Consider the following 13,559-nt stretch of genomic DNA (forward strand, 5'->3'; position numbering starts at 1 on the left):
TTCCCACCGCGGAATGACGGCTGCGCGTCGAAAAGAGACGTAACACCGGGCTGGTATCGAACGGCGGCTCCGGGTCGTCTTCTGCCCTACGCGGACCGGTCCAGGAGGAACGCTCGGTTGTGCTCGGTGTCGGGCCGCACCCGGCCACAAGCGGCCGGTCGACGGCTTAGGCTAGATCGTCGACAATAGCCCGGGTATCGCGTACTAAACATGGCGCGACGGCATCGCCCGGCGCAAATGAAACCACACGTACAAATCGCAACGATGAAAATGCTGGGGGCGTTTTTTTATCTGATGGGGATAGGGGGCGGCGTGACAGCACTTTCGCTCACGCTCCTTCTGTGGCAGGGACAACCTGTCGGCCTACCATGCCCAGTAACCAGCCGTGACGGGATACTGCGCGTTGACGATGGAATCGGGGGAGCGCGAGCCTATCTGATCAATGGCGGGGATTCCTTTCTCATAGCGACAGGTGGACGGCATCCCAGCGGACCGGTCGGAATGACCATACTCAGTGGGCTGCCATCTGGGGCGCTTCTTCACGTGGAATTTTGTGGTTCCCATACCGTCCGATTGATCTCAAATGGCCATGAAGTCTTTGAGCTCACCCAGAAGCGCGCAGAAGATAACGTTGGAAGTGGTATGAAATCAACGGGACGTTTTGCGCTAATTTCATTCGCCGCCGCTCTGTTTGGCTGGCTGCTGGCACGCCGCGCGCGCGATTGAATGACTGCATTGCGGATAGCTGAGAGGCCGCTCGGGGTCGAGCGGAGACCCTCGAATGCCCTCCGGACAGCCACCGACGACTTGCGGTCCAGGCGGTACTTCGTCACCGACTGAATACCAACATGCTGCGGGCGCTTGTGTCGCGCCAGCGCCGGGTTGATGTCCTATCCAGATTCGGCAGGCGAGAAGGCCTATGGGTTTTGCTTACCCTCCGCAGGATCGTAGGCCCAACGCCGAGGATTGGACGTCAGCCCGCGCACGCCCCGTCGCGTAGTTCTTCAGTGCCGACCGCCCCGTCAGCCTTGCCTGGTGCATGCCATATTCCACAGCGTCTCCGAACGGGTTCCCGTACGGCAGTACGCAAGTATGGGCTTCGGCAGCTCCGCCATGAGTAAACCGAAGGCTGCAGCAGCTTCGACGGTGACACCCCCCGATTTTACGGGCAGGTAGTGCGCGGCCATGCCAAGCGAACTGGCCACCTCCGCGATTTTCGCGAACTGGACCTGGCCGGCAGCCTCTCCATCGTGCCGGTTGCAGACGATGGAAAGGAACCCGACCGCATGCGCCGCCCGTACGTCGGCTCCGCTTAACTGTGGCGCCACGCTCAAGTCGTTCGAGAGCTGCTTGATCAGCATGTCCTGTCGGCCCGTGCCCACTTCCATACAGCGCTCTATGGCTTTGCGAAAGCAGTCGACTGCAAAATCCACGTCTGCCAACGTTGTAAAGCGTCCAAGGCTCAGACGGACTGTGCGCTCCGCGGAATCTTCATCCATGCCGACGCAAGTCAGCACGTGAGACGGTTTGCCGGCCGCCGAATTGCAGGCAGACGTTGAGGAGATGGCCAGATCGTCGGTCAACATGGACGGGAGGAAATTGGGCAGTTCCACGGTCAGACTAAGTGTGTGCGGAATGCGGGCCGCGGAACTGGCGTTCTGCGTGACGGTGCCTGACGCGCGCACACCACTCAGCAAGCGCTCGCTCAGTTGCGCGATGCGCTCGTTGTCCGACGCCATTTCAGTACGCGCCAGTTCGCAAGCCGTTCCCATGCCGACAATCTGGTGCGTGGCAAGGGTGCCAGATCGCAGCCCCTGCTCATGTCCGCCGCCGTGCATCTGGCAGGCAATACGCGGCGCCACTTCGCGACTCACATAGAGCGCGCCGATGCCTTTCGGGCCATAGAACTTGTGTGCCGACATCGACAGCAGGTCTATACCCATCGCCTTTACGTCAATCGCGGTCTTGCCAGCAGCCTGCGCCGCGTCCACGTGAAGCAGAGCGCCAGCGGCGTGAACAATCTGCGAGATCTCAGCAATATTGGTGAGGGTGCCGATCTCGTTGTTCACCATCATCAACGAAACGAGGCCCGTCTGATTGCTGCAGGCCGCTTTAACAGCGGCCGGCGAAATCTCGCCAGCCGGATTCGGCAAGAGGTAGGAAACGGAAACGTCAAGTCGCTCAAGGTGCGACGCGGTGTCCAGAATTGCCTTGTGCTCAAGCTTGCTGGTAACCAAATGGCGGCGCGTCGGCTCGTGGTCGAAAAAACCCTTGAGCGCTAGGTTGTTCGACTCTGTCGCACCGGACGTCCAGACAATCTCGGATGGCTCTGCACCAATGAGAGCGGCTACCTGGGCGCGAGCCTCCTCGACCACATCCCTTGCCTTCAGCCCTGCAGCGTGGGAGTTCGACGCAGGGTTTCCGAAGACGCCGGCGGCCCCCAAGCAGCCGAACATCGCCTCCATGACACGAGGGTCCGCCGGTGTGGTTGCCGCGTAATCGAAGTACCGCAGAGTGTCCGTGCTCATCATTCATCCTTCAGAAGGGTAGAAATGCTACGACGAACGCACTGAAAGTTGCTTCCAAAATCCATAACCGAGAGGGGAATGCGTAGCATTCAATGCTACTGAATGCGCGCTATGTAGAATATTTTCGCGCATGCGGCCTGGCCGCACGGGCCGACTTAATAACCGTAGCGGGCAAGACCGGCCATTCGCAGTGAGGCCGCCGACTGACTCGGAAGGATCGCAAGTCGCCTCTGGCGTCGGCAAGGCTCCGCCTAGATTGCTAAGGACCGAGCCCGGCCAAAAACGGCCGTTTGAGATAGAAGCCCAGATTGCGTGCAATCTCCGCTAGCGGTGCAGATGGGTAAGCGATGATGTGCCATCACCTCCGGAGGTGATGGCTCGATTCTCTCCGTAATGCCGTTGCATCGGCCGGGCGCCTGGAACGTGCAACGCGAATCAGATCCGACGGATTGCCTCCATCACTTGTGCGCCCAATTGCCTCGTGTTCATGTCGTTGCCATTGGCGTTGCCGAGACCGATGTTCAAGAGCGCTGCCAGCTCGCGAAGGACAGGTTTCACCGGGACCTTTTGTACGCCTTCGAACTCGACTTCAATCGCGCCACTGGCCCGCTGTCGAAGCGTGTAACCGAGATAGGTGACCGTATCGGTGACGTCAGAGGATGGCGCATACTCGATATCGCTGGTGCCCGGCATAATCTTCAAGACGTTCTCGACCGCTTCAATAGTGCGATTTCCCCATCGGGTCGTGAACGCATATGTTCGCGCACCGGAATGAAATAGATCCCTGTCCGCGGTGTAGCAACGGAGCTTGGCTTGTCCGGTTGCGGACAGCAGACCAGCCTCGTTCAATGTTCCTTCCTCTTTCACGAAGAGATTGCCCTTCCAGGGGATGGCCTGTTCGATGGCTTCGGGAGATAGTCCGCGGCGGATACCCTCGGCGACGACTTCGTACGCCAGCCGACGCTTGGGCAAGTTCTCAAATGTCTCCGTGCCGATGGACAAGTCGTACCGCGTCAGGTCTCTGTCCTGTGCTCTGGCCGCGTCCTGTTCCATTGACTTCTCACGGACTGCGACCTGGTACTGCTCGGCTTCCGGAAGCGGAATGACCTGATGAATATCGAGAAGGACGCGCTCGTCAATCGTGTGTGGCCGCATTTGCACGCATCGGATATCAAGTCCCTGTTTGTTGAGCCAGAGGACTGCGGTTGTGAGCTCCTGCGGAAACTCCGCTGCCGCCAGGACGATCCTGACCGTATCGGAAAGCGCCACAGGGCCATCCTCCTGCTCCAGAAACTCCCGAATTGCCTGTTCTGCGATCTCGGTGGACCCAACTGACGCAAGGTACTTCCGGTGCGCCTCCACAGCCTGGTCAAAGCGCATAGTGGAGATCATTGCAGCGTACCTTAAAGCCTGAAGTTCCATGTGGGCGCCATCGTCCCGCTTGAGCTCCACGACAACCAGCCTTGCGTGCTCATCAAGACAGAGGAGGTCAATGCGCCTGTTGGCCCCAACCCAGTCGCCAAACTCCTCCGCAAGCACCATTGTTCTCACGCCAGGGGTGATTGCGGCAATATGCGTGCGAACCGCTCGCTGGATATTCTGGCGCTCAAGAATCCCGAGTCTGGCGAACGTGCTCTGATGTATCGGTGTCAACGTTTCTCCAGAGATTTCGTATAGCGCCATATTGTCAGCCTGTTCAGGATCGGAAGTGTCGCCGAGCATAGCATTACCGCGACGTTACGATTCCGTAAAGAGGACGGCACGGTGGACAGCCGGATCCATCTCCCGTCGCCGGACTGGAAGCGGCCGACGCCCCGAGCCCGGCTTGTCGCATAACGCAGCCGCCACAGGCGTGCTTTTTTGGGGGGGCGCAGAATCTAACGGATCCTGCGCCCGGGGTGGGATGCTGGGCTCTGGCACCCAGCAACCTTGTCGCGTACCGCTGTCGAAATGTTTGTCGACTATGAAACCGCCAAGTGGCCGGTTTTGGGAATAAGCAACTTCCACTTAAGGTCGGTTAGCGTCCACCCGAAGGAGCGCAGACTGGATCTCCCTCCGATTGAAAGGAGATTGTCATGAAAACAGAGAACCCGACTACCGGTCATCGTGTGCCCTGGAACAAGGGCAGTTTAACCGGGCAAAAGCACCCGCTGAAGGTCCAAGAAATCTGGGCGATTCGGACGCGGCTTCAGATGGCTGCGAACATTCGTGAACTGGCGACCTTCAACCTTGCGATCGACAGCAAACTGCGGGCGTGCGATCTGACGCGGCTGCGAGTGCAGGATATCTGCCCGGGCAGTCATGTCGGATCCCGGGCAACAGTCATGCAACAGAAGACGCAACGGCCGGTACAGTTCGAGATAACGGAGCAGACACGCCAAAGCCTCGAAGGCTGGGCCGGGGCGAGGGGCTTGACGTCTGCCGACTATCTTTTCCCAAGTCGATTGTATGCTTCGCCGCATCTGTCGACGCGGCAATATGCCCGGCTGGTACATCGTTGGATCGCCTCGATTGGACTTGACGATACCGCGTATGGCACCCACACGATGCGGCGCACAAAGGCTTCACTGATCTACAGGCGGATGAAGAACCTTCGGGCGGTCCAGCTCCTGCTTGGACACACCAAGCTCGAAAGTACGGTCGCTACCTCGGCATTGAAGTCGACGATGCGGCGACTGTGTTCGCCGGGACTTCAGAAGATGGGAGCGTCCGACGGTAGCGTATTTCGCTCACGAGAAGGTCGGAGATGAGGCGCTGATATCGTTAGCTCAGACGTTCTCCGACTTCCTAGACTTGCTTGAGACTCTGGTGCATGACGGCTGAGTGGTTTCAAACCGCTTTACCGGCGGTTCTGGCCTTTGGTTTCGGGCGCCATTGCTAGCCGGAAAGCCGACCTTTGCGGCGAAGTTTCCGAAGACGCGGCTTGAGTGACCGGTTTGGAGCAATCCGACAGACCGCTTCGGGTCGGGAAGAGCTGATGATAACCGGGCTCACGGAGGGCACCTGCCGGCCATGAAGAGTCACTCGCTCGCACCGCCGCTCAGACATTCTGGCGTCGGTTCCACTCAGGAACCGGCATTCAATTCGCGACGGTGAAGTATGGCTTGTCGGCCTTAGCCGACATTCAGGTATCACCGTTGGTGAAGCAGCTTCAGGGGCTAACGGCTATTGAAGATGCATTCGGGGACGTTGTTGCCAGCTCACCGGACGGATACAGCCGAACTTCCGAGGTAAGCTCCCAGATCGCTTGTAGTCGGGGCTAGTTCGCATGCAGCGCTTCGAGGGTCGCGCTCTTACCCAGAAGCGGCCAACGGTATCGCAGGTAATACGCACGACCATCCAGGCTGAAGGACGCAAAGCTGTACGGGCCGCGGCCGGCATTCTTATCGGTGTACACATACTCGAGCCCCTGCCCGTCATTGTGGATGCGGAAGACGCGCAGTATCCCGCTGACCCTCGAATGCAGTAGCAGGAGCCGCGAGCCGTCATACATTTCGAGCGGCAGGAGGTCGGTCCACCCAGCACCCATGAGCGTGGCCGAGCTCCACACGGAGGTTACGTCATCGTTGTCGATTCGATGAAGCTTGATAGTGCCGGTGGTGAAATCGTACGAATAGAAGTGAGTTCTCGTAGCGGTCGTGAGCGTGAACGGCGTGAATCCGATCCGGCCGCGACCGAACGCTCGCGTGCGCACAAGCAATCTGATCACCACGGCCATCCACGAGCTCGGCCACCAGGGCTTCGCGCTCGCAGACGAGTACCACTACGATCACGCGAGCACCGAGCACGCTCCATTCGCTGGCGCCGAGCCACAGGAGCGCAATGTTTCAACACGTCGAGCGGCACGTGTCTTCCATATGCGCCGCAATGGCGGATGCCGTGAGCGCACACAGCAGCCCAATGGCGCTGCCGACTGCCACGTTCAGCAGGCGCTCGCCTCCAAAAATCCACGGTTTTCCCGCTAATGCAAATGCGATTGCCGCACAGGCGCACCGGACGCCGAATGCGAGCGTGTACGGACGAATGCAGATGAGCGTCAGCATTGCTGCGAACACAACGAGCACACGCATAAACGACGCATGAGGGATCATCAACCCAACGGCCACCCCGAAGGAAACGCCGACAACAGCCCCGGTGAGCCGGCTGCGAAACTTCTGCCGGGCGCTTGCCGCATTTCCGGTAACGACGCTGGCGGCCGACCAGATCATCCACTGACCATTATCGACGTGTCGCCATTCGACAAGTGCGGCAGCGCAAGCGACCGCGAGCGCGACGGTGATCACCAGCTCGATATATGCGTTGCGCTCGCTGTTTGGGGAGAGGCGAGTCCACTTTGCGAAATGCGCAAGAGTCGGCTGGCCGGTTTCGCGCGAGTGGAAGTGCTCGACTGATGCAACGAGCAAGATCGGCAACGCCGCTATCAACAGGAACGGCAGAATCTCAACGCTCCGGGTGATAAGCGCTTGCCGCGTGACCCCTTCCCCACTTTCGCAGGCAAGATACAGCGAGGGAATGAACGTGAAGTTGCCGAGCGAGCGCAAGGCGCTGCCGCCCGCGGTCACCAGCACGGATCCCATGCCCAGCAGGACGGTGGCTACGACAAAGAGCAGCGGGTGCGCGAGCGACGCCATCAGGATCATGAAGCCCACGCCGATCGCCGAAGCGTGCGCGAAGACGCCGAGCGGCGCGAGCTGCGAGTGGTCGAGTGCAATGAGCATCGCGACCGGCACGATTGCAACGGTGAGCCACTCAGATCTGCCTGATACGAGTGCAAGCACGAGCAGCGGGACGAGCGCAAACATGGTGCGACCCAACGCCCGCCCGTCGAACACGGTTTCGACGCGGCGCAAGAGCAACGAATCTCCGGTGTGCCGTTCGCTGCTCATCGTCGCTATCCGGCCACGCTGTGCTTGTTCATCGGGCGTCATTGGCCTGCGAGCGCCTCAAGTACGTCGCCGGATTGCCGCACGAGACCGAGCCTCGGGAAGATGTAATTCAGCGACGCATGGTGATGCTCGGGCGCGCCGCAGCTCATTGCATCCTCGACGAGCACCAGCGAGTAGCCGTGCTCGTGCGCGGCGCGGGCTGTCGACTCGACGCCGATGTTCGTCGAAATCCCGCCGAGCACAATGGTTTGGATGCCGCGACGCCGCAATTGCAGGTCGAGCTCGGTGCCGTAAAAAGCGCTCCATTGGCGCTTCGTGATCTTGATGTCGCGCTCCTCCACCGCCAGTTCGGCGGGGAAGTCCCACCAGTTCGAGGGCAGTCCGCCGGGGGGAAGCGCGATGGGCTGATCAACGGGCTGCTTCAGTGCATCGCCGAAGTCGGCGCTCCAGCCCACCCGGACCAGGACGACCGGCGCGTTCACTTCCCGGAAGCGCTTTGCTAGCGTTGCCGCGGCAGCCAGCACGGCTTCGCCGGCGCGGGGTGCTTTCCCGAATCCGAGGATGCCCTGCTGAAGATCGATCAGAACGAGGGCGGTATTCTTGGGGTCAAGTTTCTGCAACATGATGGTCTTCCGTTGAAAGCGATGAGCCGCTGGTGTATTGTGAGGGGGTGCTCACAAATAGTATATGAGGATGAACTCACAAAAGTCAACGCCGAATACGGGCGACGTCAAGGCGCCTAGCCGCGCCCGCGGACATGCGCGGGTCGCATCGTTGCTGGAAGCCGCAAGCGCGGCATTCGCCGAAAAAGGGTACGAAGCAACGACGATGACGGCGATCGCCGCGCGTGCGAAGTCGTCGATCGGTTCGCTCTACCAGTTCTTTCCGACGAAAGAGCAGATCGCAGGTACGCTGCTCGATCAGTACGTGACTGAGCTTGAAGCAGCGTTCGACCGGCTGAGCGAGGAGGTGCCGTCGCTTGACGTATCGGTCGTTGCGGGCCGGCTGACGACGTTGTTCGTGGCGTTTCGCACGACGCACCCCGCTTTCGTGGTGCTGGCCGACGCGCATGATGTCGTGCTGCCCGGCGCCACCGGCGTGCGCGAAAGACTGCGCAAAGGAATCGCATCCGTGCTGGCCGCCCTCGCGCCGCGCCTGTCTGCGAAAGACGCTTTGTTCCGGGCCGTGGTCGTCCAGCATCTTATGAAGGCAGCCGTCACACTGAGCCACGATGCGAGCGTGGCCGACCGTCACGCGGCGATGCTGGAGTTCCAGCGCGTGGTACAGCACTACCTCGAGGACGTGATGGAAGCGGGGCGTGGCGGACAGACCGGTGGAGCGCAGCGAGGTGCGGCGCGCAAGGGGCGTTCCGCTTCGGGCAATGGCGCCGGTCCGAAGAGCAAGGGCAAGTCCGGCGTCTCGGCGTGAATGCTGTTGCTGCCCTACGCGTCATCCCGTCGCCGCGCAACGAACACGTCCGGCGGCGTGCACCTGGACGCTTTCGCTACCACTCGGACGCGGCGCCTCCTGGAGGAAACGGTCAACCCATCCACTCCGTCGAATTTTCGCGCGGCGGCGTCGGCAATCGCCCTGGTTCTACGAAGCAAGGCGCGCCGGGCTCGCGGCCGCTCGCCTGACATGTGTTTCGGGCATCCGTAGATAGACGAGCAGGGAAATGGCGGTCGCTATGCAAAGCCTTCCATAAGGCCCGACCTGCTGACCGTGAGTGCCCGTATCGGGCGACGGCTTCACTCGGATACCTGCCGTTGAACCTCTGATGGCTCGACAGGCAGCAGTGGGTCGGTGGCGGTCGCCCGACAAGGGGTCGGCCACCCCGTTCGATAATCGGCCACGGGCGGCCCTTCCCGGCCAGGAGCGGTCAATCGACATCTCAGCTCGCTTTGTGGACAATGCCAGTCTGCAGCATCAAAAAACTCGATCTCCCATAGGGTACAAGAATGAGCTGGGACGTTTCTTTGGTTAGATTTAATCGGACTTATAGGTCAATTTCTGAGATCTCCAGCAACGAGAGTCCGCTTCCTCTAGGGCGGCTGAAGGATATACAAATGGCAGTGTCGGAGGTGTTCCTGGGAACGAGCTGGGATGATCCTTCCTGGGGCATCTACGACTGTGAATTCGGCTCAATCGAGTTCAACGTAGGGCAAGAGGACCCAGTCAATAGCCTCTGTTTGCATGTCCGTGCTGAGGATGGCATTGTCGGAGGGATCCTTCTCCTTTGCCAACGCCTTTCCTGTCAGGCTGTTGACTTTACGGACGGCAGCTTTCTCGACCAGTCGGAGCAACCCGCCGCCAACTTGGGGAGATGGCGTGAATACCGCGATCAAATCGTGGGGGAGGTTTGAAGGACAGTAGTTCGGAGGTGGCAGATGACAAGATCGGGGAGGTGCGAGTGCCCCTTTGTATCGCAAGTTGCCTCTGGGACAAGGAAGCCCCTGCGCGGTTAGACCGAGGGGCGAGCCATAAAGGGACCTTCCTTTATGCTTGAGGTACTCGATCCAGACAGGGATGGACTCATGCCAGCTTGAATCCATAATGGTAAGCGATGACGGCACTTCACGAAAATTTGAAAATAATAAGTAGCTTTCGCTTGGATGTTTCTGGACTTGGCTTACTTATCTACTCGCCTTTCTCCGCAGCCTCCATTCGCGATGGTGAAGACTATCTACAGAAGGAATTCTTTGACCCTGATGTGGTTGAGAAGCAAGCGCTCGAGGGCCGATTAGTAGGCGTTAGTACGGGAACTTCGGGCAGCTTCTTGCTGAATATCTACAGCGGTTACCCGGAAGATTCGATAGTCGATAGCCAGGATTTCAAACTCAGACTCGGGGTTGTGGTACGGGATAGGATGCTGTGCATCAGGGACCTCTACGACCTAATTGATTGGCGTCCTGATTGCCCATCAGAGCAGAAAATCTATCTCGACGATGGCTTCTATCACATCACCCTGCTTAGCAGTAAGCCAATGTCCGGAGTGCTTGGGGACAACCAATCAATTGATGTCTATTTTCAGCGGCTCGCGGATTTCCCAAGCCTCAGATACAACGGCATCCCAACGCTATGTTAGCGCCTCGTGCTTAGGCGTAGCGCGCAAGAAAATTGGTCCGCGTGCTTCGCAGGGAAGCTTCCAAAGACGCGGCTTGAGCGTCCGCTTCGGAGCTATCCGACAGGCCGCTATGGGTCGTCTTCTGCCCTACGCGGACCGGTCCAGGAGGAACGCTCGGTTGTGCTCGGTGTCGGGCCGCACCCGGCCATGACGGGACCTTCGCCGGACGCGTGGCTCCGACATTCAGAAGACCGCTTTATCCAGCAAACGGTCACTCAATCGCCCAGTGCCGGCATCGCGGGCGGACGACTGAGGGGGCTTGGAAATTGCCGTTGGGGCTGCGCGGGGCCCAACGGCAGTAAAGGGTCGGGGAGGAGTCGACTGAGAGGCGTGGGGTGCGGTCCCTTCCCGGCAGTTCCGGCCATTCGATGCCGCCCAGCGGCGATTCGCCGAAATTGGGGTAATCTACGTCCAAAGAGAGATAAGCGGCCAGGTGCCGCAACGGCAAAAAAGACGCCCATGGACAGCCGCCTGTTCAAAGATACTTCTTAAAAAACTTCCACTGCGTCCTAGCCAGGATCCCAATGGTCATGGCGATGGGGAACAACACCCACCGCACATCAAGCTGATACGGTAGACAGACGAAAACGAGGACCGAGGTGGCGCCCAGACTCAACTGGGCATATTTCGCGCGATGGTACAAGCCGGACGATTCGCGCCCAGCGCTGGCGCGTCGGATCGAGCGTTCCACGAGACCATCGGTCATGCCGCACCAGAAGGCCAGCAGAAGCACCGGCCAGCCGGTCAGCAGTAGCATCAGGCGGCTTCCGAAGGTCTTCACGGCCAGCGCTGCGATCCACATTTCCTCGAGCCACGGCCGAAGCAATCTCTCGCCGATTGTGGCGTCGGTCCCACTATTGGCAATGTTGTGGGTGAGGCGGGAGAGGATGTCGTGTAGCTGGGTGACCTGGAAGAACAGCCAGTAGGCGAAGTCCGCGGATTGTTGTACCAACCAGGTGGCCCTTGAGGGTGCCCCGAGCAGGGTGGTCGCTTCCATCGAATGGCGGTAAATCTGGTAGGCGCTTTCCGCCGGGTCGGTCCAGAGATAGTGGGCGGCCAGCAGGAAGGTCGCCACGCAGATGGCGCATAGCACGCCATAGATGTACAGGATTTTCCAAAGCAGCTTGAGCGGCCAGACGAAGACGTGGATGACCTTGAGTTCGTGGAATTCGTAGCGGGAGCTCATAGCCAGCCTCCCGGCACGGTGAGGGTCTCGGCCTCGGCCGCGCTGTCATAGCGGGCCTTCATGTCGGCGGCGATCACCTCGAGCGATTCTGGCAGGGCCAGATCGGTGGCGTCCGCCTTGGGGTCGAACAGCGGCAGGCGCAGCTTGTAGAGCCTGCCACCTTCGATCAGCGCAAATGCCTGGCCCTTGGGGAGCTTGACCAGATCGGCCGGGGTCAGCATTGGCATGCGCTGGGTGGAAATGCGGTCCTCGCTGCGGGAGCCGAATTCTTCAAAATCCCGTGGGTCGTTGGTGTCCGAGGCGGCGCTGGCCAGCATGGTTGACGCGACGGAAACCTCAGGCAGTTGGTTAGTCAGAATCTCGGCTGTTTCGTTATTCTTGACCCGGAGCATGATGAGTGTGTTCAGGTTGCCGCCGATTTGTCCAGCCTTGGCGCGGTTGCCGATCTTGGCTTCGACGTCCGACCAGGTCTGGGTGTAGACCGTGACCTGGAAGCCGGCGCCGCCGGCCTTGTTGAGCAGCGGGATGAACTCGTCGCCGATCAGCTCGTTGAACTCGTCTGCGTGAACGACGATGCGGCGTTTGCCTTCTGCGGTACTTTGGCCAAAGCCGGCGCCAAACTTGTAGAGTTGGCCAGCGATGGAGGTGAGATCGGCAAACATGGCATTGCCAATAGCCGAGCCGACTTCAAAGTCAGAGAGAGAGTCCAGGCCGACGTAGACGATACCCCCGCGGTTGATGACCGACATCCAGTCGAAAATCGGGCGCGCATCACCGGTTGCTTCGTAGTCGGGGGAGATGAGCTCGGCAATCTTTCCGGTAGTGAGCTTCTCCAGGAACGGATACAGGGAGGCCACCAGCTTTTCAAAGTAGCCGCGCTCTTTGGCCACCAGCCCGGCCAAGGCGTTGGCCACCGGGTCGAACCATGCCTGCGCATTGATGAAATCGATGAGCAGCAGCAGGTCCAGCGCATGCTGGGTCTTTTGCGCTTCCTTGGTCTTGGTCTTGCGGCGGTCCTCATCGCTCGCATACTCTTCGAATGCACTTCTCCAGTTGGGCTGTGTCGTGTCCAGCCAGTGATCGATATACGCCTGTGCCAGCGCATCGATATTGGTGGCGTGCTGATAGATCAGCGCATAGCTGGGCCTGTGGCCCAGGCCATTGAGTGCGCGTGCGATGACGTTGACGAAGAGCCAGACGAATTGGCGAAAGGCGGCGGATTGTCCTTCGCTGGGCAGCGGCCCTGCTGTTCGGGTGGCCACCTCGGTGATGCGGCTGAAGCTGCCGACCGGGTTGTAGCGCGCCGAGATGTCCGGGTAGCCCAGGTGGAAGAAATGGAAATCTCTCTCTCGCCCGGCGCGACGGGCTTCAGCATACATGCGCCGCAACAGGTCGGCATCGCCCTTGGGGTCAAAGACGATGACGACGTCGCCGCGGCGGATATCCTGGCAGATCAGAACTTCGGCTAGCCGGGTCTTGCCGACGCGGGTGGTGCCGAGCACAAGCGTATGGCCATTGCGCTCGGCCAGATCCATCACGACGATGTCTTCGTCAGGTTCGACACCGTGGAGGGTGGGATCGCCTCCCACGCCGCCCCATTCGCCGCGTCCACGTGCCACGTATTTCTGGTTGGCGGGATCCCGGGCCTGCAGCAGGCGCTGCGAGTGGCGCTGGTCCCACGCAAAGCCCCGGCCGAGGAAGAGGAAGGTATCGGAGACCGGTACGTCCGCTGCGGCGATGACGTACTTCGGCAGCCGCTTCAAGTTGCGGTGAAAACGCACGATCCGGTAGCCCTGATGCAGGCGCCAGGCGGCAAGCGTGTAGAAGCCCAACAT

Annotated in this window: 11 protein-coding genes and 1 pseudogene; 5 read left to right on the forward strand and 7 right to left on the reverse strand. The window is 60.1% G+C overall.

Features of this window, described 5'->3' with window-relative positions; genetic code table 11:
• Positions 1–237 precede the first annotated feature (237 nt).
• Positions 238–726: a hypothetical protein gene (locus AC1RQK_RS39895; RefSeq protein ID WP_492815102.1), complete on the forward strand. Its 489-nt coding sequence runs from the start codon at positions 238–240 to the stop codon at positions 724–726.
• Positions 727–1,022: 296 nt separating this feature from the next.
• Here AC1RQK_RS39895 and AC1RQK_RS39900 read toward each other — a convergent pair whose 3' ends face one another.
• Positions 1,023–2,531, reverse strand: a complete 1,509-nt coding sequence (locus AC1RQK_RS39900; protein ID WP_492815104.1) for an aminotransferase class V-fold PLP-dependent enzyme — start codon at positions 2,529–2,531, stop codon at positions 1,023–1,025.
• A gap of 432 nt (positions 2,532–2,963) precedes the next feature.
• On the reverse strand, positions 2,964–4,250 hold the full coding sequence (locus AC1RQK_RS39905; RefSeq protein ID WP_492815106.1) for a hypothetical protein: 1,287 nt from the start codon (positions 4,248–4,250) through the stop codon (positions 2,964–2,966).
• 353 nt (positions 4,251–4,603) lie between these two features.
• On the opposite strand from AC1RQK_RS39905, the pseudogene AC1RQK_RS39910 reads away from it, so the two are divergent.
• Positions 4,604–5,247 (forward strand): annotated as a pseudogene (locus AC1RQK_RS39910) (tyrosine-type recombinase/integrase).
• Positions 5,248–5,787: 540 nt separating this feature from the next.
• Here AC1RQK_RS39910 and AC1RQK_RS39915 read toward each other — a convergent pair.
• From AC1RQK_RS39915 to AC1RQK_RS39925, 3 genes are all read right to left on the reverse strand, one after another.
• Positions 5,788–6,246, reverse strand: a complete 459-nt coding sequence (locus AC1RQK_RS39915; protein ID WP_492815108.1) for a hypothetical protein — start codon at positions 6,244–6,246, stop codon at positions 5,788–5,790.
• A gap of 109 nt (positions 6,247–6,355) precedes the next feature.
• Positions 6,356–7,456 carry an FUSC family protein gene (locus tag AC1RQK_RS39920; RefSeq protein ID WP_492815110.1) on the reverse strand — a complete coding sequence of 367 codons (1,101 nt, stop codon included), beginning with the start codon at positions 7,454–7,456 and terminating at the stop codon, positions 6,356–6,358.
• Entirely contained in the window at positions 7,453–8,037 is a 585-nt protein-coding gene (locus tag AC1RQK_RS39925; protein ID WP_492815112.1) for a hydrolase, read from the reverse strand. The genes AC1RQK_RS39920 and AC1RQK_RS39925 overlap by 4 nt, the downstream gene beginning before the upstream one ends.
• Before the next feature lie 70 nt (positions 8,038–8,107).
• Here AC1RQK_RS39925 and AC1RQK_RS39930 point away from each other — a divergent pair, with 70 nt between their 5' ends.
• The 3 genes from AC1RQK_RS39930 (at position 8,108) to AC1RQK_RS39940 (ending at position 10,499) form a co-directional block, all read left to right on the forward strand.
• Entirely contained in the window at positions 8,108–8,842 is a 735-nt protein-coding gene (locus tag AC1RQK_RS39930; RefSeq protein WP_492815114.1) for a TetR/AcrR family transcriptional regulator, read from the forward strand.
• Positions 8,843–9,480: 638 nt separating this feature from the next.
• Complete coding sequence (locus AC1RQK_RS39935) at positions 9,481–9,777, forward strand: hypothetical protein (RefSeq protein ID WP_492815116.1); 297 nt, start codon at positions 9,481–9,483, stop codon at positions 9,775–9,777.
• Positions 9,778–9,977: 200 nt separating this feature from the next.
• Positions 9,978–10,499 carry a hypothetical protein gene (locus AC1RQK_RS39940; protein ID WP_492815118.1) on the forward strand — a complete coding sequence of 174 codons (522 nt, stop codon included), beginning with the start codon at positions 9,978–9,980 and terminating at the stop codon, positions 10,497–10,499.
• Positions 10,500–11,013: 514 nt separating this feature from the next.
• On the opposite strand, the gene AC1RQK_RS39945 is transcribed toward AC1RQK_RS39940, so the two are convergent.
• Together AC1RQK_RS39945 and traD are read right to left on the reverse strand one after the other, a co-directional pair.
• On the reverse strand, positions 11,014–11,724 hold the full coding sequence (locus tag AC1RQK_RS39945) for an IncC plasmid conjugative DNA transfer DtrJ family protein (RefSeq protein WP_492815120.1): 711 nt from the start codon (positions 11,722–11,724) through the stop codon (positions 11,014–11,016).
• A partial coding sequence (gene traD / locus AC1RQK_RS39950) for a type IV conjugative transfer system coupling protein TraD (RefSeq protein ID WP_492815122.1) occupies positions 11,721–13,559 on the reverse strand: 1,839 nt, incomplete at its 5' end. The genes traD and AC1RQK_RS39945, both read right to left, overlap by 4 nt.

The sequence above is a fragment of the Cupriavidus sp. GW822-FHT02D05 genome (assembly GCF_058802485.1).